21 protein-coding genes are annotated in these 19518 nt (G+C 73.0%); 10 read left to right on the top strand and 11 right to left on the bottom strand.

Annotation, left to right across the window (positions count from 1 at the left end):
• Nucleotides 1-9: 9 nt before the first annotated feature.
• Nucleotides 10-204, bottom strand: coding sequence for a hypothetical protein (locus ABZY31_RS07270; RefSeq protein ID WP_356405742.1), 195 nt, complete (start codon nucleotides 202-204; stop codon nucleotides 10-12).
• A gap of 300 nt (nucleotides 205-504) precedes the next feature.
• On the opposite strand from ABZY31_RS07270, the gene ABZY31_RS07265 reads away from it, so the two are divergent.
• Both ABZY31_RS07265 and ABZY31_RS07260 read left to right on the top strand, forming a co-directional pair.
• A complete protein-coding gene (locus tag ABZY31_RS07265) occupies nucleotides 505-1482 on the top strand; it encodes a fibronectin type III domain-containing protein (RefSeq protein WP_356405740.1) in 978 nt (325 codons plus the stop codon).
• 95 nt (nucleotides 1483-1577) lie between these two features.
• Nucleotides 1578-3677 carry an NB-ARC domain-containing protein gene (locus ABZY31_RS07260; protein WP_356405738.1) on the top strand — a complete coding sequence of 700 codons (2100 nt, stop codon included), beginning with the start codon at nucleotides 1578-1580 and terminating at the stop codon, nucleotides 3675-3677.
• Between the two features lie 182 nt (nucleotides 3678-3859).
• Here ABZY31_RS07260 and ABZY31_RS07255 read toward each other — a convergent pair whose 3' ends face one another.
• Nucleotides 3860-4045, bottom strand: a complete 186-nt coding sequence (locus ABZY31_RS07255) for a DUF5999 family protein (RefSeq protein ID WP_330329229.1) — start codon at nucleotides 4043-4045, stop codon at nucleotides 3860-3862.
• 154 nt (nucleotides 4046-4199) lie between these two features.
• Here ABZY31_RS07255 and ABZY31_RS07250 point away from each other — a divergent pair, with 154 nt between their 5' ends.
• Nucleotides 4200-4676: an SRPBCC family protein gene (locus ABZY31_RS07250; protein ID WP_356405736.1), complete on the top strand. Its 477-nt coding sequence runs from the start codon at nucleotides 4200-4202 to the stop codon at nucleotides 4674-4676.
• Between the two features lie 8 nt (nucleotides 4677-4684).
• Here ABZY31_RS07250 and ABZY31_RS07245 read toward each other — a convergent pair whose 3' ends face one another.
• A complete protein-coding gene (locus ABZY31_RS07245; RefSeq protein ID WP_356405979.1) occupies nucleotides 4685-5914 on the bottom strand; it encodes an acyl-CoA dehydrogenase family protein in 1230 nt (409 codons plus the stop codon).
• 209 nt (nucleotides 5915-6123) lie between these two features.
• Between ABZY31_RS07245 and ABZY31_RS07240 the strand changes: the two genes are divergently transcribed.
• Nucleotides 6124-6780, top strand: a complete 657-nt coding sequence (locus tag ABZY31_RS07240) for a TetR family transcriptional regulator (protein ID WP_356405735.1) — start codon at nucleotides 6124-6126, stop codon at nucleotides 6778-6780.
• Nucleotides 6781-6797: 17 nt separating this feature from the next.
• Here the strand turns inward: ABZY31_RS07240 and def are convergent, their stop codons facing one another.
• Nucleotides 6798-7337, bottom strand: a complete 540-nt coding sequence (gene def, locus ABZY31_RS07235) for a peptide deformylase (RefSeq protein WP_356405734.1) — start codon at nucleotides 7335-7337, stop codon at nucleotides 6798-6800.
• Between the two features lie 113 nt (nucleotides 7338-7450).
• On the opposite strand from def, the gene ABZY31_RS07230 reads away from it, so the two are divergent.
• The 6 genes from ABZY31_RS07230 to ABZY31_RS07205 all read left to right on the top strand — a co-directional run bounded on the left by ABZY31_RS07230 (nucleotide 7451) and on the right by ABZY31_RS07205 (nucleotide 12705).
• A complete protein-coding gene (locus ABZY31_RS07230; RefSeq protein WP_356405733.1) occupies nucleotides 7451-8689 on the top strand; it encodes a MurT ligase domain-containing protein in 1239 nt (412 codons plus the stop codon).
• A 20-nt stretch (nucleotides 8690-8709) separates the two neighbouring features.
• Nucleotides 8710-9438: a glutamine amidotransferase gene (locus tag ABZY31_RS07225; RefSeq protein ID WP_356405731.1), complete on the top strand. Its 729-nt coding sequence runs from the start codon at nucleotides 8710-8712 to the stop codon at nucleotides 9436-9438.
• A 200-nt stretch (nucleotides 9439-9638) separates the two neighbouring features.
• Complete coding sequence (locus ABZY31_RS07220) at nucleotides 9639-10667, top strand: 6-phosphofructokinase (protein ID WP_356405729.1); 1029 nt, start codon at nucleotides 9639-9641, stop codon at nucleotides 10665-10667.
• Between the two features lie 93 nt (nucleotides 10668-10760).
• A complete protein-coding gene (locus tag ABZY31_RS07215; RefSeq protein ID WP_356405727.1) occupies nucleotides 10761-11717 on the top strand; it encodes a cytochrome c oxidase assembly protein in 957 nt (318 codons plus the stop codon).
• A gap of 32 nt (nucleotides 11718-11749) precedes the next feature.
• Nucleotides 11750-11908: a hypothetical protein gene (locus tag ABZY31_RS07210; RefSeq protein WP_356405725.1), complete on the top strand. Its 159-nt coding sequence runs from the start codon at nucleotides 11750-11752 to the stop codon at nucleotides 11906-11908.
• Nucleotides 11909-11994: 86 nt separating this feature from the next.
• Nucleotides 11995-12705, top strand: coding sequence for a lysophospholipid acyltransferase family protein (locus ABZY31_RS07205; protein ID WP_356405723.1), 711 nt, complete (start codon nucleotides 11995-11997; stop codon nucleotides 12703-12705).
• Between the two features lie 52 nt (nucleotides 12706-12757).
• Here ABZY31_RS07205 and ABZY31_RS07200 read toward each other — a convergent pair whose 3' ends face one another.
• The 7 genes from ABZY31_RS07200 to ABZY31_RS07170 all read right to left on the bottom strand — a co-directional run bounded on the left by ABZY31_RS07200 (nucleotide 12758) and on the right by ABZY31_RS07170 (nucleotide 19298).
• A complete protein-coding gene (locus ABZY31_RS07200; RefSeq protein WP_356405977.1) occupies nucleotides 12758-14350 on the bottom strand; it encodes an alpha/beta hydrolase in 1593 nt (530 codons plus the stop codon).
• A gap of 314 nt (nucleotides 14351-14664) precedes the next feature.
• Entirely contained in the window at nucleotides 14665-15477 is an 813-nt protein-coding gene (locus ABZY31_RS07195; protein ID WP_356405721.1) for an urease accessory protein UreD, read from the bottom strand.
• Nucleotides 15474-16160: an urease accessory protein UreG gene (ureG, locus tag ABZY31_RS07190; RefSeq protein WP_356405719.1), complete on the bottom strand. Its 687-nt coding sequence runs from the start codon at nucleotides 16158-16160 to the stop codon at nucleotides 15474-15476. Before ureG ends, ABZY31_RS07195 begins: the two co-directional genes overlap by 4 nt.
• Before the next feature lie 29 nt (nucleotides 16161-16189).
• Nucleotides 16190-16864: an urease accessory UreF family protein gene (locus ABZY31_RS07185; protein ID WP_356405717.1), complete on the bottom strand. Its 675-nt coding sequence runs from the start codon at nucleotides 16862-16864 to the stop codon at nucleotides 16190-16192.
• 91 nt (nucleotides 16865-16955) lie between these two features.
• Nucleotides 16956-18677, bottom strand: coding sequence for an urease subunit alpha (locus ABZY31_RS07180; RefSeq protein ID WP_356405715.1), 1722 nt, complete (start codon nucleotides 18675-18677; stop codon nucleotides 16956-16958).
• Entirely contained in the window at nucleotides 18670-18981 is a 312-nt protein-coding gene (locus ABZY31_RS07175; RefSeq protein ID WP_356405713.1) for an urease subunit beta, read from the bottom strand. Before ABZY31_RS07175 ends, ABZY31_RS07180 begins: the two co-directional genes overlap by 8 nt.
• Before the next feature lie 14 nt (nucleotides 18982-18995).
• Entirely contained in the window at nucleotides 18996-19298 is a 303-nt protein-coding gene (locus ABZY31_RS07170; RefSeq protein WP_356405711.1) for an urease subunit gamma, read from the bottom strand.
• Nucleotides 19299-19518: the final 220 nt, after the last annotated feature.

The following is a 19518-nucleotide window of genomic DNA, read 5'->3' as shown; positions in this document are numbered from 1 at the left end:
GGCGCCCGGTCAGGGCCTGAGGCCGGACACCACCTGCGCCGTGGCCGTGAAGCCGTGGTGGATGGTCGCGGCCATGCTGCTGCTCGCCAGGTAGAAGCCGAGCAGGACGCAGACCAGCGCGTGCGAGAACTTGAGGCCGCCGCTGCGTACGAAGATCCACGCGAGGACGAGGAGCAGGACGACCACGGAAAGCGACATCACCATCGGGGCACCTCCTTGTGCGCGGCGCCATGGTGGCGCAGCGGAGGGTGCCTCCGGGTGAAATCCCTGTCCGCCGTACGGGTGTTGACCGTGTGTGACGGCGGTGGATCAGTGGTCGGCATGCTGGCCGGCCGCGCCGCGGACCGGCGGGGTGGGCGGATCCCGCCCGCCGCGTCCGGGGTCTTGCCGGTGGCCCCGGGGGCGTGCCATACATGTCTAGACCTTTGCGGTTCCGCTCGCGGCCCCCACCCGCCCCCGGCCCCACCCGGACGGTCCCGCACCGACACCCCGTGAGGACGCCCCGTGCGCCGCCCCGCCACCCCCACCGCCGCGGCCGCCCGTCGGCTGGCCGCCGCCGCCCTCGCCGCCGTCGCGCTCGCGGCGCCGACCGCCTGCGCCGCCCCCGACACCCGCCCGCCGGAGCCGCCCGCCGGACTCACGGCCCAGGCGGGCAGCGCCACTTCGGCGCACGTGATGTGGCAGTCCGCCGATCCGCGGCAGGGGGTGAAGGAGTACCGGATCTTCCAGCAGGGCGTCCTGGTCCGGGCGGTTCCGGCCGAGAAGACCATGGTCGACCTCACCGGCCTCGCCCCGCTGACGGCGTACTCCTTCACCGTGCGCGCCGCCGACGCGGCCGGCAACCTGTCCGCGCCCAGCGCCGCGGCGGCCGTCACCACCCCCGCCGTGAAGGCCGAGGACCACCGGCCGCCGACGGCCCCCGCGAGCGCCGCCGGCCACCCGGACGGGGCCCGGGCGGCCGCCCTGACCTGGGCTCCCGCCGGCGACGACACGGGGGTGACGGCCTACGACGTCTACCAGGGCGGCGTCCGGATCCACACGGTCGGCGCCGCGGAGACCTCCACCCGGCTGACCGGCCTCCAGCCGGACACCGTCTACACCTTCACCGTGCGCGCCCGCGACGGCGCCGACAACTCCTCGCCCGACAGCCCGCCGGTGGACGTCACCACCGCGACGGCCACCGGCAAGGGCCCGAGCACCGCGCCCGCCGACTTCACCGCGACCGCCTCACCCGGCGCCGTGGTGCTGTCCTGGACCCCGCCCGACACCGGCCGGCCGACCGCCGAGTACCAGCTGTACGTCGACGAACGGCCCACCACCGTCATCCAGTTCGGCGCCGGAGCCGTGCCCGTCGGGCGGGCCGAGTACCGGCTCGCCGCCACGGAACCGGCCGGTACCGTCTGGGCCGTCAAACTGCGCGCCCGGCTGCCGGACGGCAACTGGGGGTCCTTCTCGGCGGAGCGCCGGGTGCCCCTCGGCTGAGCCGGCGCCCGCGCGCGCTCCCCCGCGAACCGGTGATCTTCCACGATCTTCACCGAACGGCTCTGCCGCGCACGTGGATCGCGCACAATACATCCGTGTTCGGTGAGTACTCGATCAACAGCGGTCGGTCCGGTCCGCCGGACGGCGACCCCCGGCCGAACGCTTCCCCCGGGCCGGGGAACCTGCCGCCGGAGGCGCCCGCCTTCATCGGCCGGGACAGTGAACTCGGGCTCCTGGACGCCTTGTTGCGCGAGCGCAGACTGATCACCCTCACCGGTGTCGGAGGCGTGGGGAAGTCGCGCCTCGCCCGGCGCGCCGTCCACGGCCCGGGCGGGCGACACCGCGACGGCGTCTGGTGGGTGGACCTGTCGCCGCTGCGCGATCCCGCTCTGCTCACCTCGACCGTTGCCCACGCCCTGGGCTTCTCCGACCACCGCGCCCGCTCCCCCGACGAGGAACTCTGCGCCTGGATGGCGGACAAGGAGCTGCTCCTGGTCCTCGACACCGCCGAGCACCTGGTGGCCGCCTGCCGCCACCTCGTCGGCGAACTCCTCCAGTCCGCCCCCGGCCTCACCGTGCTGATCACCTCCCGCGAACCGCTGGGATCCCCCGCCGAGGTGCTCGTCGAGGTGCGCCCGCTGCCCGCCGACGGCCCCCGCAGCGACGCCCTGGCCCTCTTCCGGCAGTACGCCCTGGCCGCCTCCCCGCAGGCCGCGGCCGCCTTCGCCGACCCCCGGCGGGCCGCCGTCGCCGCCGAGGTCTGCCGCCGCCTGGACGGATTGCCGCTCGCCCTGGAGATCGCCGCCGCCCGGCTGCGGTCCTGGAGCCTGGAGGAGCTGGCGCAGCGCCTGGACGCGCGCTTCGAGGTCCTCTCCGACAGCCGCGGGGCACTCCAGCCCCGGCACCGCACCATGCGGACGTCGATCGGCTGGAGCCACGAGCTGTGCGCGCCGGTGGAACGGCTGCTGTGGGCGCGGCTGTCGGCCTTCGCCGGGGACTTCGACCTGACCGCCGCCCGGGCGGTGTGCTCGGGCGGGCCGCTGGCGCCGGACCGGGTGGAGCGGGTGCTGGACGGGCTGGTCGCGAAGTCGGTCGTGCGGCGCACCGAGGAGCGGGGCAGCGGGGCCCGCTACCGGATGCTGGACACGATCCGCGAGTACGGGCACGACTGGCTCACCGAGCTGGACGAGGTGCGCACCCTCGCCGACCGGCACGCGCACTGGTACGCGGCGCTGGCGCGGGCCGCCGACGCGGGCTGGCTCGGCCCGGGCCAGGTCGACTGGTACCGCAGGATGACGGCCGAGCACGCACAGCTGCGCACCGCGCTGGAGCACCTGCTGGGCACCGACCGCTCGACGGCGCTGGAGATGGCCGGGTCCCTGTGGTTCTTCTGGTTCGCCTGCGGTCACACGCACGAGGGCCGCGGCTTCCTGGAACGGGCGCTGCGGACGTCGCCCGGCACCGGGAGCGCCCACTTCCAGGCGCTCTGGGCACTCGGGCTGACCACGATGCTCCAGGGGGAGATGCCCACGGCCCGGGCGCTGGGGGCGCGCTGCGTGGAGGCGGCGGCCCGGCTGGCGGACCCGGAGCCGGAGCTGCGGGCGGCGTACCTGCTCTCGGTGGCGGTGCTGATGCCCGGGGACGCGCCGCGGGCCCTGGAGCTGGCCGGTCCGCGGGCCCGGGCCGGGCACGGCGGGCGCACCAGCGGCCCGGGCTGGCTGCTGTGCCGTCTGTCGGCGGCGTACGCGCTCTGCGACCGGGGCAGCTTCGAGGAGGCGGCCGACGAGGCCCGGGGCCTGCGCGAAGCCTGTGAGGAACTCGGGGAGCGCTGGCTGCGCGCCTACGCCGACTACGTGCTGGCGGTCGCCGCCCTCGGGCTCGGCCACCACGGGGAGGCGGCCCGGCACGTCCGGGCGATGCTCTCGGGCAAGCGGCTGCTGGGCGACCGGCTCGGGATCGCGCTGGGCCTGGACGTCCTGGCGGCCGCGGTGGCGGGACTCGGCGACGGGGAATTCGCGGCGCGGCTGCTGGGCACCGGGCAGGCGTGGTGGCGCACGGTCGGCCATCCGCAGATGGGCGGTTCGCCCTCGCTGCTGGCCCTGCGGGACGAGGGCGAGCGGCGCGCGCGGGCGGCGATCGGCGACGCGGCCTACGAGGACGCCTTCCGCGGCGGCGCGGCGGCGTCCACCGGCTGAGGCGTCAGCGGCCGCGGGGCAGGGCGACGACGGCCCCCACCGGCCGGGCGGGGGCGCCGACGGCTCGTGCGGGCGTCAGTACGGCAGGGGCCGGCCGGACGGGGTCCGCAGATCGAGGTCGCGGGGGGCGGGCTTCGGGACGGGCTTGCGGATCAGCTGCTGGCGCATGCTGCCTCCTCGGCTCAGACCAGGGCCGGTCGGCGAGGCGCCACCGTGCGGCCGTCGGGGAGCAGTTCACCGGTGTCGTCGAAGACCACGGCGCCGTTGCACAGCAGGCTCCAGCCCTGTTCGGGGTGGAAGGCGACCGTGCGGGCGGCGTCGTGATCGGCGCTGTCAGCGGTCGGGCAGGGGGGCTGGTGGGAGCACATGGCGCACCTCATCGCAGGGTGGGGCGGGAGGCCGATGGTCAACCGGTCGATTCCGCGATCCACGGTGGCGAGGAGTATTACCGATCACCACCCCCGTATGGAACCCATATTCGGGGTCCAGTTCAGGATGTGTATGCCCGATTACGATGCGCTCATGCCCGTTATCCGGATTTCGCGCAGGACCGCACTGCCCGCCGAGGAGGCGTGGCTCAGGCTCACGGACTGGGAACGCCATGGTGCGCCGGTTCCGCTGACCCGGACGGTGATCACGACGGCGCCGCCGACCCGCGTCGGAACCCGCTTCACGGCCCGCACCGGTGTGGCGGGGGTCACGTTCGACGACCCGATGGAGGTGACCCTCTGGCGGCCCCCCTCGGCGGACGCGCCCGGGCTCGTCCGGCTGGAAAAGCACGGCCGGGCCGTCCGCGGCTGGGCCGAGATCGGGGTGCACCCGCTGCCGGCGGGCGGCGCGGACGTCCGCTGGCACGAGGAGCTGCGCCTCGCGGGCTTCCCCCGGCTCTTCGACCCGGTGGTGGCCGCGGCGGGCCGCCGCCTCTTCGGCCACGTGATCGACACCCTGCTGCGGGACGGATCCCGCAGCAGGGGCGGTCGGGCGGGGCGGGACTTCTGAAACACGCGCTAGCGGATCGGCATGTCCGAGAGGGTGCGCGCGATCACCAGGCGCTGGATCTCGCTCGTGCCCTCGAAGATCGTGTAAATAGCGCTGTCCCGGTGCATCCGCTCCACCGGGTACTCGCGGGTGAAGCCGTTCCCGCCGAGGATCTGCACCGCCTGCGCGGTGACCTTCTTGGCGACCTCGCTCGCGAAGAGCTTCGACATCGAGCCCTCCGCCGAGGTGAACGGCTTGCCCGCGACCGCCATCCACGACGCCCGCCACACCAGCAGCCGGGCCGCGTCGATCGAGGTGCGCATGTCCGCGAGCTGGAAGGCGACACCCTGGTTGTCGATGATCGGACGGCCGAACTGGGTGCGGGTCTTCGCGTAGTCCAGGGCCACCTCGTACGCGGCGCGCGCGGTGCCGACCGCCATCGCGCCGACGGCCGGGCGGGACGCCTCGAAGGTGGCCATGGCCGCGTTCTTCACGCGCTCGCCGCCGCCGCTGCGCGCCCGCTCGCGGGCCCGCGCGAGCCGCTCGTCCAGCTTCTCCTTGCCGCCGAGCAGGCAGGAGCCGGGGATCCGGACGTCCTCCAGCACCACCTCGGCGGTGTGCGAGGCGCGGATGCCGTGCTTCTTGAACTTCTGGCCCTGCGAGAGGCCCGGGGTGTTCGGCGGCACGATGAAGGACGCGTGGCCCTTGGTGCCCAGCTCCGGGTCGACCACGGCGACGACGATGTGGACGTTGGCGATGCCGCCGTTGGTCGCCCAGGTCTTGGTGCCGTTCAGCACCCACTCGTCCTTGGCCTGGTCGTAGACGGCCCGGGTGCGCATGGCGCCGACGTCGGAGCCCGCGTCCGGCTCGGAGGAGCAGAAGGCGGCGACCTTCACGTCGTCCGGGGTGCCGTACATCTGGGGGATCCAGGTGCCGATCTGCTCCTCGGTGCCGTTCGCCACGACCCCGATGGCCGCGAGGCCGGTGCCCACGATCGACAGCGCGATGCCCGCGTCGCCCCAGAACAGCTCCTCCATGGCCATCGGAATGCCGAGGCCGGTCGGGTCGAAGAACTGCTGGGCGTAGAAGTCGAGGGAGTAGATGCCGACCTTGGCGGCCTCCTGGATGACGGGCCAGGGAGTCTCTTCGCGCTCGTCCCATTCCGCGGCGGCGGGCCGGATCACGTCGGCGGCGAAGCCGTGGATCCAGTCCCGTACCTGCTTCTGGTCGTCGCTCAGGTCCATGGTGAACTCCGCCATGTCGTCCCCTCCAGCTGTGCGTGTCGAGCGCATGATGTTACTCCCGGTAACATCACTCGTGGGGCCAGTATGTTACTGACGAGTAGCCACTGTCAACCGCCCTCGCCGACGACCCCCGGCGGCCGTCGCCGATTCGGTCGACCGGGTGTGCGGGGTGTTACGTTGCGCGGGCGGCACGCACATCGCAAGGGCGGGGAGAGAAACACATCATGGAGACCACGCGGCAGGCCGGCCCGTCGGGCGGCCAGCAGGGATCGTCCGAGCACCGGCGGCGGGAGCTGCTCGAAGCGGCCGACCGCGTCGTCCTGCGGGACGGCCCCCGGGCCTCCATGAACGCCATCGCGGCCGAGGCCGGCATCACCAAGCCCATCCTCTACCGGCACTTCGGCGACAAGGCGGGCCTCTACCAGGCGCTCGCCGTCCGGCACACCGACGCGCTCCTCGACTCGCTGCGCGCCGCGCTCGACGCCCCCGCCGAGCGGCGCCGCCGGGTCGAGGCCACCCTGGACACCTACCTCGCCGCCATCGAGGCGCGCCCGCAGGTCTACCGGTTCCTGATGCACCCGGCCGAGGACTCGCACACCGCCGAGCGCGGCTTCGACGTCGGCCTGCACTCGGCGCCGCTGCTGCGCCGCCTCGGCGAGGAGCTGGCCCAGGTGATCGCGGAGCGGGTGGACCCGGGCCCCGGCGGGGAGCGCCTCGCCCGGGTGTGGGGCCACGGGATCGTCGGCATGATGCACGCGGCCGGCGACTGGTGGCTCGGCGAACGCCCCTGCACACGGGCGGAGTTGGTCAGCGACCTGGTGGACCTGCTGTGGGGCCGGCTGGCGACCGCGGGCAACCGCCCGGACGGCCCGGGCTTCTGACGTCCCGGCAGGGGCCGCTACGCCGACCAGGGCGCCCGGCGGATCGCGCGGCGCAGGCGGCGCAGCCGCAGCCCGGTCACCCGGTCCGCGTAGAGCCCGCCGTCGAGGTGGTCGCACTCGTGCTGGAGGCAGCGGGCGAAGAACCCGGTGCCGCAGATCCGGACCGGCGCGCCGTCCGAGGTGACCCCCTCGACCGCGGCCTCGTCGAAGCGGGCCGTCCCGGCCTCCAGGCCGGGCAGCGAGAGGCAGCCCTCGGGGCCGATCAGCTCGGGCCCGCCGGTCCGCACGAGACGCGGATTGACGACGTGGCCGACGTGGCGGACGTCCTCGTCGTCGGGGCAGTCGTAGACGAAGACCCGCAGGCCCACGCCGATCTGGTTCGCGGCCAGGCCCACGCCCTCGGCGGCGTACATGGTGGCGAACATGTCCTCGATGAGCCGGTCGAGGTTGGGACCGAAGTCGGTGACCTCCGCGCAGGCGGAGCCGAGCACCGGATCGCCCAGCAGGCTCATGGTGCGGACGAGGCCTGAAGTGCCGGGGATCGGACGCTGTCGCATGGCGATAAGGGTACGCGGAGCGACTGTATGAGCGATTCGCAGGGCGCCGCGGTCAGGGCTCCCACCGGTTCTGGATAGGCTGGGGCCGACCGACGCAAGGAGGACAAGGGACGATGGCAGGCAACACAGAGCCGCTTTCGCCGCGGGCCAAGCTGGCCGTGACGGCGGGCAAGGCCGCGGCGGCGGTGTCGCGGGCCGCGGGACGCGGAAGCGGATCGGTGATCGGGGGCAAGGTCGCGCTCAGGCTCGACCCCGATCTTCTCGGCGCGCTGGCACAGCATCTCGATGTCGTCCTCGTGTCGGCAACGAACGGCAAGACGACGACGACCCGGCTGATCGCGGAGGCCCTGCGCGCCAGCGGCCCCGTGGTGTCCAACGCGCTGGGCGCCAACATGCCCGCGGGCATCACCTCGGCGCTGGCCGGCGGCAGCGACGCCAAGTACGGCGTCATCGAGGTCGACGAGAAGTACCTCGCCGGCGTGGCCCGGGACGTGACGCCGAAGGTGATCGCGCTCCTGAACCTCAGCCGCGACCAGCTGGACCGCGCCGCCGAGACCCGCATGCTCGCGGAGAAGTGGCGCGAGGGCCTCTCGGGCTCCAAGGCGGTCATCGTCGCGAACTGCGACGACCCCCTGATCGTGTGGTCCGCCTCTTCCTCGCAGAACGTGGTCTGGGTCGCGGCCGGCCAGGAGTGGAAGGACGACGCCTGGTCGTGCCCCTCCTGCGGCGGCGTGATGCAGCGGCCGGGCGACGACTGGTTCTGCGGCGAGTGCGGCTTCCGCCGCCCGACCCCCACCTGGGTGCTCAGCGGCGACCACGTCCTCGACCCGCACGGCAGCGCCTGGCCGATCCACCTCCAGCTGCCCGGCCGCGCCAACAAGGCGAACGCCGCCACCTCGGCGGCCGTCGCCGCCGTCTTCGGCGTCCCCCCGCAGGTCGCCCTGGAGCGCATGTACCAGGTGCAGGCCGTGGCCGGCCGCTACGACGTGGTCTCCTTCCAGGGCCGCGAGCTGCGCCTGCTGCTCGCGAAGAACCCGGCGGGCTGGCTCGAAACGTTTTCCCTGATCGACCCGCCGCCCACCCCGGTGGTCCTCTCGGTCAACGCGCGCGGCGCCGACGGCACCGACACCTCCTGGCTCTGGGACGTGGACTACCCGCGGCTGGCCGGTCACCCGATCTTCGTGATCGGCGACCGCAAGCTCGACCTCGCGGTCCGCCTGGAGGTCGCGGGCCTGGACTTCCGCGTCTGCGAGACCCTGGACGAAGCGGTGCAGCTCGCACCGCCCGGCCAGATCGAGCTGATCGCCAACTACACCGCCTTCCAGGACGTGCGCCGCCGCGTCGGCAACTAGTACCCATAAAGGACAAGAGCATGAGCGACAACAGCCTGCGTCTGGTGTGGGTCTACCCCGACCTGCTGAGCACGTACGGAGACCAGGGCAACGCCCTGGTCGTGGAGCGCCGGGCGCGCCTGCGCGGTCTGGACGTCCAGCGCGTGGACGTGCGCAGCGACCAGCCGATCCCGACCTCCGGGGACATCTATCTGATCGGCGGCGGCGAGGACCGGCCCCAGCGGCTGGCAGCGGACCGGCTGCTGCGCGACGGCGGCCTGGAGCGCGCCGTCTCGAACGGGGCGATCGTCTTCTCCGTCTGCGCCGGCTACCAGATCCTCGGCCAGGAGTTCGTCAACGACCTGGGCGAGCGCCAGCAGGGCCTCGGCCTGCTGGACGTGGTGACCGTGCGCGGCGAGGGCGAGCGCTGCGTGGGCGACGTCCTCGGCGACATCGACCCGCGGCTCGGTCTGCCGCAGCTGACCGGCTTCGAGAACCACCAGGGCGTTACCCACCTCGGTCCGACCGCCCGCCCGTTCGCGCGGGTGAGCATGGGCCGCGGCAACGGCACGGGCGACGGCACGGAGGGCGCGTACAACGACACCGTGTTCGGTACGTACATGCACGGCCCGGTCATGGCCCGCAACCCGCTCATCGCGGACCTGCTGCTGAAGCTGGCCCTCGACGTGAACGCGCTGCCGCCGGCCGACGACCGGTGGTACGAGGCGCTGCGCGCGGAGCGCATCGCCTCGGCGACGCAGCCCGCGTAGCCCCTCGCGCCCGGCGCGGCGCAGCGCGTTCCGGCCCGGATCCCCCAGGGGAATCCGGGCCGACGTGCGTTCGCACGACGGATGCGACCAGCATGTGGAGGATGGTTCAGCCCTGCGGTCATCCGCTTGTAGGGTGGCCGTTAGTTCCAACCGGACGACGTGGTCCGGTCGTCGGCCCACGTTGCAAAGGTCCTCCTGCCATGCGCATTGGTGTGCTCACTTCCGGAGGCGACTGCCCCGGCCTGAATGCCGTCATCCGCTCCGTCGTGCACCGCGCCGTCGTCGACCACGGCGACGAGGTGATCGGTTTCCTGGACGGCTGGAAGGGCCTTCTGGAAGGCGACTACCGCAAGCTGGACCTGGACGCCGTCAGCGGCATCCTGGCCCGCGGCGGCACCGTCCTCGGCTCCTCCCGCGTCCAGCCCGCGCACCTGCGCGGCGGGGTCGAGACCGCCCGCGGACACGTCGCGGACCTCGGACTCGACGCGATCATCCCGATCGGCGGCGAGGGCACCCTGAAGGCGGCGCACCTTCTGTCGGAGGCCGGGCTGCCGATCGTCGGCGTACCGAAGACCATCGACAACGACATCGCCTCCACCGACGTCACCTTCGGGTTCGACACCGCGGTGGGCGTGGCCACCGAGGCCCTCGACCGGCTGAAGACCACCGCTGAGTCGCACCAGCGCGTGATGGTGGTCGAGGTCATGGGCCGGCACACCGGCTGGATCGCCCTGCACTCGGGCATGGCCGCGGGCGCCCACGCGATCGTCGTGCCGGAGCGCCCCTTCGACATCGAGGAGCTGACGGCGATCGTCGGCGAGCGCTTCTCGGCGGGCAAGCGGTTCGCGATCGTCGTGGTCGCCGAGGGCGCCAAGCCCGCGGCGGGCTCCTCGATGTCCTTCGAGCAGGGCGGCAAGGACATCTACGGCCACGAGCGGTTCGCCGGGATCGGCAACCGGCTCGCCGTCGAGCTGGAGGACCGCCTCGGCAAGGAGGCCCGTCCGGTGATCCTGGGCCACGTCCAGCGCGGCGGTACGCCCACCGCGTACGACCGGGTGCTCGCCACCCGCTTCGGATGGCATGCCGTGGAGGCCGCCCACCGCGGCGAATTCGGCATGCTGACCGCCCTGCGCGGCACGGACATCGTGATGGTCCCGCTCGGCGAGGCCACCCAGACCCTGAAGACGGTCCCGGCCGAGCGATACGCGGAGGCGGAGACCGTTCTGTGATGTTTCCCCCCTTCTGACACCCGCCCCCGGACGCATCGGCGTCCGGGGGCGGCACTACTGTGGTGGGGCACCACGGGTCAAGGGAGTACACGCATGAACCACCTCGCGCACGACGGCATGGATATGGGCGACCTGCCGCCGTTCACCCTCGGGCGCGGGCTGGAGTTTTCGTTCGACGCCTTCTTCCTGATCGGCTCCCTGCTCGGACTCGGCCTCTACTTCTGGGGCGTCCTGCGGCTGCGCCGGCGCGGTGACGCCTGGCCGCCCGGCCGGACGGTGGCCTTCACCCTCGGCGTGCTCACCGTGATGCTGGTGATGTGCACCAAGCTGAACGACTACGGCATGGTCATGTTCAGCGTGCACATGATCCAGCACATGGTCATCAGCATGCTGAGCCCGATCCTGCTGCTGCTCGGCGCGCCGGTGACGCTGACGCTGCGCGCGCTGCCCCCCGCGGCCCGCGGCCGCAAGGGTCCGCGCGAGCTGCTGCTGATGTTCCTGCACAGCCGCTACATGAAGGTGATCACCCACCCGGTGTTCACCATCCCGCTGTTCATCGCCAGCCTCTACGCCCTGTACTTCACCCCCATTTTCGACTTCCTGATGGAGTCGAAGACTGGGCACATCGCGATGATGGTGCACTTCCTCGCCGTGGGCCTGGTCTTCTTCTGGCCGATCATGGGCGTGGACCCGGGTCCGCAGCGCCCCGGCTACGTGATGCGGATGCTGGAACTGTTCGCGGGCATGCCCTTCCACGCCTTCTTCGGCATCGCGCTGATGATGGCGAGCGAGCCGATGATCAAGACGTACGCCGACCCGCCCGCGAGCCTCGGCATCGACCCGCTGCTCGACCAGCAGTGGGGCGGCGGCATCGCCTGGGCCTTCAGCGAGATCCCGTCCGTCCTGGTGCTGATCGCGCTGGTCTACCAGTGGTACCGCTCCGAGCAGCGGACGGCGAAGCGCTCGGACCGCGCCGCCGACCGGGACGGCGACAAGGAGCTCGCCGACTACAACGCGTATCTGGCGGCCCTCCAAGCGCGTGGACAGTAGCGCCGGGGTACCCGGGCGCGCCACCATGGGGCATGACCGGTTCTGTGAAGGCGATGGCCGTGCTGACCTGTGCCGCGCTGGTGGCGGTGGCGGCGTACTCGGTGGCCCTCGGCAGCAATGGGTGGCTCTGGTTCGGCTGGGTCGTGCTGGGACTGCTCACCGCCGCGATGGCCGCTTCGCGCGGCGCCTGAGGGGCATGCTCTCGTACGGTCCGCAGCCGTCCCGCGCCCGCCCGTAGGACGACGGGGACCTCCGGGGCGTCGACGGGAGCAGCCTGATGTTCTACCACCTGCTGAAGCACGTACTGCTGGGACCCCTGCTGCGGCTGCTGTTCCGGCCGCGGATCGAGGGCATCGAGCACGTCCCGGCCGAGGGGGCGGCCATCGTCGCGGGCAACCACCTGTCCTTCTCGGACCACTTCCTGATGCCGGCCGTCCTGAGCCGCCGGATCACCTTCCTGGCCAAGGCCGAGTACTTCACCGGGCCCGGCCTCAAGGGCCGGCTCACCGCCGCCTTCTTCCGCAGCGCGGGCCAGATCCCGGTCGACCGCACCGGCAAGGAGGCGGGGCAGGCCGCCATCCGGGAGGGGCTCGGGGTGCTGGCCAAGGGCGAGCTGCTGGGCATCTACCCGGAGGGCACCCGCTCGCACGACGGACGGCTGTACAAGGGCAAGGTGGGGGTGGCCGCGATGGCGCTCGGCGCCGGGGTGCCCGTCGTGCCCTGCGCGATGGTCGGCACCTTCGAGATCCAGCCGCCGGGACAGAAGGTCCCGAAGATCCGCCGGGTGACGATCCGCTTCGGCGAGCCGCTGGAGTTCAGCCGCTACGCCGGGCTGGAGAACGAGCGCGCCGTCCTGCGCGCGGTCACCGACGAGATCATGTACGCGGTCCTCGGACTGTCCGGTCAGGAGTACGTCGACCGGTACGCCGGCGAGGTCAAGGCCGAGGCGGAGGAGACGCGGAAGAAGGCCCGGCGCACGGGGCGCTGAGCCTTCTTCCTCCGTCCGGACCGTCACCGCGAGCGGAGCCGGCCGGGCGTCACTAGCGGACGGCCGGGAGCTCCTCCAGCGCCGGCAGGTCCGCCGGCGCGTTCTGCGCGAGGGACTTCGCGGCGGCCGGGGCCGGGGCGACCGGGGTGGCGTGCGGACCGCACGTCACGTCCTTGGCATCGACCTTGCCGGTGAGCAGGTAGGTGTCCACCCGGGTGTTGATGCAGGGGTTCACCAGGCTGGTGACACCGTGCGAGCCCGCGTTCTGCTCGGTGATGAGGCGCGAGCCGGCCAGACGCTTGTGCAGCGAGACCGCACCCTCGTACGGCGTGGCCGCGTCCCGCTCCGACTGGACGATCAGCACCGGCGGCAGCCCGCGCTTGGCACCGACCTCGATCGGGGTGGACTGCTTGGCCTTCCAGGTCGCGCAGGGGAGGTTCATCCACGCGTTGGACCAGGTCAGGAAGGGGTACTTCTCGTGCAGCTTGCTGTTGTCGCGGTCCCACTTGGCCCAGCTGGTGGGCCACTTGGCGTCCGCGCACTCGACCGCGGTGTAGACGGCGTTGCCGTTCTCCGCCGTCGCGTTGCCCTTGGTGTCGGACATGTCCGGGGCGATCGCGTCGACCAGCGCCTGCGTGTCACCGGCGACGTAGGCCGCGAAGGTCTGCGCGACCGGCACCCACGAGGAGTCGTAGTACGGAGCGCTCTGGAAGAAGCCGATCAGCTCGGCCGGACCGACGACGCCGCCGATCGGGTTGGCCTTCGCCTTGGCGCGCAGCGCCTCGTACTGGGCCTGGACCTTGGCGCGGGTGTCACCGAGGTGGAAGGACGCGTCGTTCTTGGCGACCCAGTCCTGCCAGTCGTTCCAGCGGCCCTGGAAGGCGACGTCCTGGCCGAGGTTGGCCTCGTACCAGATGTTGTCCTGGTCGGGGTTGACCACGGAGTCGACGATCATGCGGCGCACGTGGGTCGGGAACAGGGTCGCGTAGACCCCGCCCAGGTAGGTGCCGTAGGAGACGCCGAGGTAGTTCAGCTTCTTCTCGCCGAGGGCGGCGCGGATGACGTCGAGGTCGCGCGCGGTGTTCGGCGTGGTCATGTGCGGCAGCATCTCGCCGCTGCGCTCCTTGCAGCCGTCCGCGTACTCGGCGGCCAGCTTGCGCTGCGCGTTCTTGTCGGCCACCGAGTCGGGGACCGGGTCGGCCTTGGGGGCCTTGACGAACTCCTGCGGGTCGATGCAGGAGATCGGCGCCGAGTGGCCGACGCCGCGGGGGTCGAAGCCCACGAAGTCGTACGCCTTGGAGGTGTTGACCCACAGCGGGCTCTTGGTGGTGACCCGGCGCGGGAAGCGCATGCCGGAACCGCCGGGGCCGCCGGGGTTGTAGATCAGGGCGCCCTGGCGCTCCTGCGGAGTGCCCGTGCTGCCGATCCGGTCCACCGCGAGGTCGATGGTCTTGCCGAAGGGCTTGGCGTAGTCGAGCGGGACCTTCACCCAGCCGCACTGGATCGGGGCTTCGAAACCCCAGTCGGCCGGGCAGGCCTTCCAGTCGATGCCGGTGTGGGCCGCGCGGGCGGCGGCGATCTCGACGCCGACCGACTCCGGGATGCCGTAGGAACGGCTGTCGGAGGCCGCGGCGGGCGTGGCCATGACGAGGCCCGCCGTGAGCGTGCCGGCGATCAGAGTGGCAGCGCTCCCCAGCGCTGCGTTGCGTATCACGTGGTTGTTCCCCCTGCGTCAGGTGCCGCCGTGGGCGGCCGACTTCGGACGACGTACAGACGACGTGCAGGGGGATCTTCGCGCCTGACCTGTGCGCGACAACAGAGCACGGTCGGGTTCTTTGCCAACCCGATATCCGGATTGAGGTGTACCGCTGAGCGGTGTCCCGGTTCGTCCCGGGTTCAGCGTCCCGGCAAGGCCGCTGCCGGTCGCCCGCAGTTGTGGCCGGGGAACCGGGCCCGGAATCACCAGGCGTACGTTCGCAGCGCTTCGTCCAGCAGCGCGCGCAGCGCCAGCGCGTCCGCGGCCAGGGCCGTGACCAGTACGGCGGGCCCCGCGAGGGGGGTGACGGCGGCCAGCTCGCCGAGCATCGCGGCGGCCGGCGGGTGCTCCGCGAAGCCGGGGTCCACGATGAGCAGTTGCCCCAGGGCCCGGTGCCCGGCGAGCCCGGCCGGACCGTCCCAGCCTCCCGGGGCTCCCGGGCCGCAGGCGAGTTCCTGGTCCAGCAGGGGCAGCCCGGCCCGGTGCACGGTGAGCCGGCTGCGCAGCAGGCCCGGCGGTTCGCCGGTGCGCCCGAGCACCTGCTCCTCGCGCAGCACCAGCCGGGCGGTGGCGGCGAGTTCGACGCGGGTGCGCACCCACAGGTCACTGCCCCGGACCGAGACCAGCTGTTCGGGCAACCAGCGCACCGCCGCGCCGTCGTCCACGGTCAGGGTGGTCTCGTACAGGGCGGGCGCGCCGCCCCGGCCGGGCAGGGCGAGGGTGGCGGCGGCCGAGCCGAGGGCGAGGCGGGCGCCGGGGCCCGCAGCAGCCTCGATGCTCAGGTGGTCCCCGCCGAGGGGGGCGGTCATCGCCCCGACGAGGGTGACCCGGGCCTCGCCGGGCTCGCTCCCCCGGGTGCGGCGCAGCGCGAAGGGGCCCTCACCGTGGAGCAGGGGCAGGGCGGTGCCGCCGCGGCCGTCGGCGACGGCGCGGATGCGGGCGGTGGCCCGCAGCCCCGTGGCCGGTACGGCGCCCGCAGGCGGGGCGATTGCCGGGGCCGCGGCGGCGGTGGTCACCGGGCCGCCCAGGCGGCGACGTGGCCCCGGACCCATTCGGCGACCGGAGCCACCCCCTGGGCACTGCGCAGCGACTGGAAGACCACGGGGAGTTCACCGCGCTGCTCGGCGGCGTCCCGGGCCATCCGGTCCAGGTCGGAGCCGACGTGGGGCGCCAGGTCGGTCTTGTTGACGAGGAGCAGGTCGGCGGTGGTCACGCCGGGTCCGCCCTTGCGCGGGATGTCGTCCCCGCCCGCCACGTCGATCACGAAGATCTGCGCGTCGACCAGCCCGCGCGAGAAGGTGGCGGTGAGGTTGTCCCCGCCGGACTCGACGAGCACGAGGTCCAGCGGGCCGATCGCGTCCTCCAGCTCCTCCACCGCCTCCAGGTTGGCGGAGATGTCGTCGCGGATGGCGGTGTGCGGGCAGGCGCCGGTCTCCACGGCGGCGATCCGCTCGGGCGGCAGCACTGCCTCGCGGAGCAGGAACTCGGCGTCCTCGCGCGTGTAGATGTCGTTGGTGACGACGGCCATCGAGTACTCGGCGCGCAGCGCGCGGCAGAGCGCGGCGACGGTGGCGGTCTTGCCGGAGCCGACGGGACCGCCGAGTCCGATGCGCAGGGCGCGGCGGGAGCCGTCGGCGCGCAGCGGCGCGGCGCTGTGGGCGTGCCGGTGCGGGAAAGTCCCGGCGTGGTCGAGGTGCATGGAGGCTCCTTGGGGAGGGCTGAGCGGGGTCAGGAGGCGAAGAGGCGGACGGGCCAGGCCGCGTGCGCCTGGGCGGCGATGTCCAGCAGCGGCGAGGAGGCGGCGGGCAGGGCGTGCGCACCGGCCGAGAGGGCGAGGCGGGCGGCGTCCGCGGCCCGGGCGGCCACCTCGTCCAGGGCCGGGGCGAGCCGGGCCAGTACTCCGCTCGCCTCGAAGGGGTCCAGGCCCAGCAGCCGCACGGTCGCGGTGGCCGGTCCGCCGACGGCTTCGTACGCCGCCACGTGCGCGGCGTCGAGCGGCCCGAGCCCGGCGGCCCGGGCGGTGACGCCGAGCACCACGGGCTGGTGGGCCCCTCGCGGGAAGGCGGCGGCCAGCGCTTCGAGTTCGGGCGCGGGCCAGGTGGCGCGGGCGGCCCGGATCAGCTGCCGGCCGAGCCGGCGCGCCGCCGTCCGCAGCGCGGGGGACGGCGTACGGGCGTCGGCGGCGGCGTCCAGCTCCGCCGGGTCCATGCCGAGCGCGGCCGCCGCGGCCAGGGCGGCCGCGACCAGGCCCGTGGTGTGCAGCCGGCCCCGGCAGAACGCCTCCAGGGTCACGTCGTCGTGGATCCGGCCCGCCTTGACGGCGGCCTCGGCCCCGCCGGAGTGCGCGTGCCCTCCGGCGGGGAAGCGCCCGTCGGCGAGGACGAGGAGTGCGGCGCGGCTCACCGGACCGGTCCGGTCACCGGGTGCGGCGCGGGGCCGGTGCCCGGCGCGGCGGGCACCCCGAGGACGGGAACCCCCATCGCAGCGACCCTCATCAGAACAGGAAGTAGCGCTGGGCCATGGGGAGTTCCGCCGCGGGGGCGGGTTCCACGGCTTCGCCGTCGATGGTCACGGTGAAGGTGTCGGCGTCCACTTCGACGCGCGGGCGCGCGGCGTTGTTGCGCATGTCCTCCTTGGTGACCTTGCGGGTGCTCTCGATCGCCACGAACGCCTTGGTCAGCCCGAGGCGTTCGGGCAGGCCGTCGTCGAGGGCGGGCTGCGAGGTGAAGTTGAGCGAGTTGTGGCCCGCCGAGCGGCCGGTGGCGCCGAACATCGGCCGGGGCAGCACGGGCTGCGGGGTGGGGATGGAGCCGTTCGCGTCGCCCATCTGCGCGTAGGCGATCTGGCCGCCCTTGACGACCACCTCGGGCTTGACTCCGAAGAACGCGGGCCGCCACAGCACGAGGTCGGCGAGCTTGCCGGTCTCGACCGAGCCGATCTCGCGGGCGAGCCCCTGGGCGACGGCCGGGTTGATCGTGTACTTGGCCACGTAGCGCCGGGCCCGGTGGTTGTCGGCGGGTCCGTCGCCCGGCAGGAAGCCGCGGCGCTTCTTCATCACGTGCGCGGTCTGCCAGGTCCGCATGACGACCTCGCCGATCCGGCCCATGGCCTGGGCGTCGGAGGAGATGATCGAGATCGCGCCGAGGTCATGCAGGACGTCCTCGGCGGCGATGGTCGAGGGCCGGATGCGGGACTCGGCGAAGGCGAGGTCCTCGGGCACGGCGGGGTTCAGGTGGTGGCAGACCATCAGCATGTCGAGGTGCTCCTCGACGGTGTTGACGGTGTGCGGGCGGGTCGGGTTGGTCGAGCTGGGCAGGACGTTCGGCTCGGAGACCACGGTGATGATGTCGGGTGCGTGCCCGCCGCCCGCTCCCTCGGTGTGGTACGAGTGGATGGTCCGGCCGCCGATGGCCGCGAGGGTGTCGGCGACGAACCCGGCCTCGTTGAGGGTGTCGGTGTGGATGGCGACCTGCGCGCCGGTCTCGTCGCAGACGCTCAGGCAGGCGTCGATGACGGCGGGGGTGGCCCCCCAGTCCTCGTGGATCTTGAACCCGAGGGCGCCGCCCCGCAGTTGGGCGCGCATCGCGTCGCGGGACATCGTGGTCCCCTTGCCCAGCAGCCCGATGTTGACCGGAGAGTCCTCCAGCGCGGCGAACATGCGGGCGAGGTGCCAGGAGCCGGGGGTGACCGTGGTGGCCTTGGACCCCTCGGCGGGGCCGGTGCCGCCGCCGACGAGCGTGGTGACGCCGGAGGCGAGGGCCTCGTCGATGATGGTCGGCGAGATGAAGTGGACGTGCGTGTCGATGCCGCCCGCCGTGACGATCTTCCCGTTGCCCGCGATGACCTCGGTCTCCGGTCCGATGACCAGGGCCGGGTGCACCCCGTCCATGGTGTCCGGGTTGCCCGCTTTGCCGATGCCGCAGATCCGGCCGTCGCGGATGCCGATGTCGGCCTTCACGATGCCCCAGTGGTCCAGCACGACCGCGCCGGTGATCACGGTGTCGGGCGCGCCCTCGGCGCGCGTGGTGCGGGCCTGGCCCATGGACTCGCGGATCACCTTGCCGCCGCCGAAGACGGCTTCGTCGCCGGAGCGTCCGGGTCCGCCGCTGAGATCCTCCTCGATCTCGACGAAGAGGTCGGTGTCCGCGAGCCGGATCCGGTCGCCGACGGTCGGGCCGAAGAGGTCGGCGTACTCCTGGCGGGTCAGCTCAGCCATCGAGCGGCCCCCCGGTCTCCCCGCGCAGGCCCGGTACGACGCGCAGGCCGGCCAGCGGGACGAGCTCCACCGCGACCGGGATGCCCGGCTCGAAGCGGACGGCCGTACCGGCGGCGATGTTCAGCCGGAGCCCGTGGGCGGCCCGCCGGTCGAAGTCCAGACCGGGGTTGACCTCGGCGAAGTGGTAGTGGGAGCCGACCTGCACGGGCCGGTCGGCGGCGTTGAGCACGGTGAGACGGGTGACGGCGCGGCCCTCGTTGAGGCGCACCGGCCCGTCCCCGAAGCGGATCTCTCCGGGGATCATGACGGGGAAGCCTCTCAGACGATGGGGTCGTGGACGGTGACGAGCTTGGTCCCGTCGGGGAAGGTGGCCTCGACCTGGACGTCGTGGATCATCTCGGGAATGCCCACCATGACCTCCGCCCGGGCCAGCACGGTCCGCCCGGAGGCCATGAGTTCGGCGACCGTGCGGCCGTCGCGGGCCCCTTCGAGGATGTGGGTGGTGATCAGGGCGATCGCTTCGGGGTGGTTGAGGAGCACCCCGCGCGCCCTTCGTTTCTCGGCCACGTCGGCTGCCACGTGGATCAGCAGTCTTTCCTGCTCGTGCGGTGTGAGTTGCACCCGTATCACCCGGTTTCTCGACGTCTTCGACTACGCGCCGTGCGAGACCCTATCCGCCGTCAACACTTTGTTGACCTGCGCATATGCGGCTCAAGCAGTTCTTTCCCCATGAAGGGCAAGACTTTCCGGAGCACACACCGCCGCTTTGCCATCCCTTGGCCGAAGACAGACCGTTGGGCCCCGGCCCGGCGTGCTGTCCGCTGCCGGGAGGACGTCACGG

The sequence above is a fragment of the Streptomyces sp. NPDC006529 genome (assembly GCF_040611795.1).
Classification (GTDB): Bacteria; Actinomycetota; Actinomycetes; order Streptomycetales; family Streptomycetaceae; genus Streptomyces.
Note: the sequence above shows the minus strand (reverse complement) of the source record. Positions and strands in the feature narration are given on the sequence as shown.

Coding starts and splice junctions, on each gene's coding strand:
- ABZY31_RS07270 (WP_356405742.1), bottom strand. CDS start 204: ATGGTGATGTCGCTTTCCGTGGTCGTCCTGCTCCTCGTCCTCGCGTGG.
- ABZY31_RS07255 (WP_330329229.1), bottom strand. CDS start 4,045: ATGTGCTCCCACCAGCCCCCCTGCCCGACCGCTGACAGCGCCGATCAC.
- ABZY31_RS07250 (WP_356405736.1), top strand. CDS start 4,200: ATGCCCGTTATCCGGATTTCGCGCAGGACCGCACTGCCCGCCGAGGAG.
- ABZY31_RS07245 (WP_356405979.1), bottom strand. CDS start 5,914: ATGGCGGAGTTCACCATGGACCTGAGCGACGACCAGAAGCAGGTACGG.
- ABZY31_RS07240 (WP_356405735.1), top strand. CDS start 6,124: ATGGAGACCACGCGGCAGGCCGGCCCGTCGGGCGGCCAGCAGGGATCG.
- def (WP_356405734.1), bottom strand. CDS start 7,337: ATGCGACAGCGTCCGATCCCCGGCACTTCAGGCCTCGTCCGCACCATG.
- ABZY31_RS07230 (WP_356405733.1), top strand. CDS start 7,451: ATGGCAGGCAACACAGAGCCGCTTTCGCCGCGGGCCAAGCTGGCCGTG.
- ABZY31_RS07225 (WP_356405731.1), top strand. CDS start 8,710: ATGAGCGACAACAGCCTGCGTCTGGTGTGGGTCTACCCCGACCTGCTG.
- ABZY31_RS07220 (WP_356405729.1), top strand. CDS start 9,639: ATGCGCATTGGTGTGCTCACTTCCGGAGGCGACTGCCCCGGCCTGAAT.
- ABZY31_RS07215 (WP_356405727.1), top strand. CDS start 10,761: ATGAACCACCTCGCGCACGACGGCATGGATATGGGCGACCTGCCGCCG.
- ABZY31_RS07210 (WP_356405725.1), top strand. CDS start 11,750: ATGACCGGTTCTGTGAAGGCGATGGCCGTGCTGACCTGTGCCGCGCTG.
- ABZY31_RS07205 (WP_356405723.1), top strand. CDS start 11,995: ATGTTCTACCACCTGCTGAAGCACGTACTGCTGGGACCCCTGCTGCGG.
- ABZY31_RS07200 (WP_356405977.1), bottom strand. CDS start 14,350: ATGGCCACGCCCGCCGCGGCCTCCGACAGCCGTTCCTACGGCATCCCG.
- ureG (WP_356405719.1), bottom strand. CDS start 16,160: ATGCACCTCGACCACGCCGGGACTTTCCCGCACCGGCACGCCCACAGC.
- ABZY31_RS07180 (WP_356405715.1), bottom strand. CDS start 18,677: ATGGCTGAGCTGACCCGCCAGGAGTACGCCGACCTCTTCGGCCCGACC.
- ABZY31_RS07175 (WP_356405713.1), bottom strand. CDS start 18,981: ATGATCCCCGGAGAGATCCGCTTCGGGGACGGGCCGGTGCGCCTCAAC.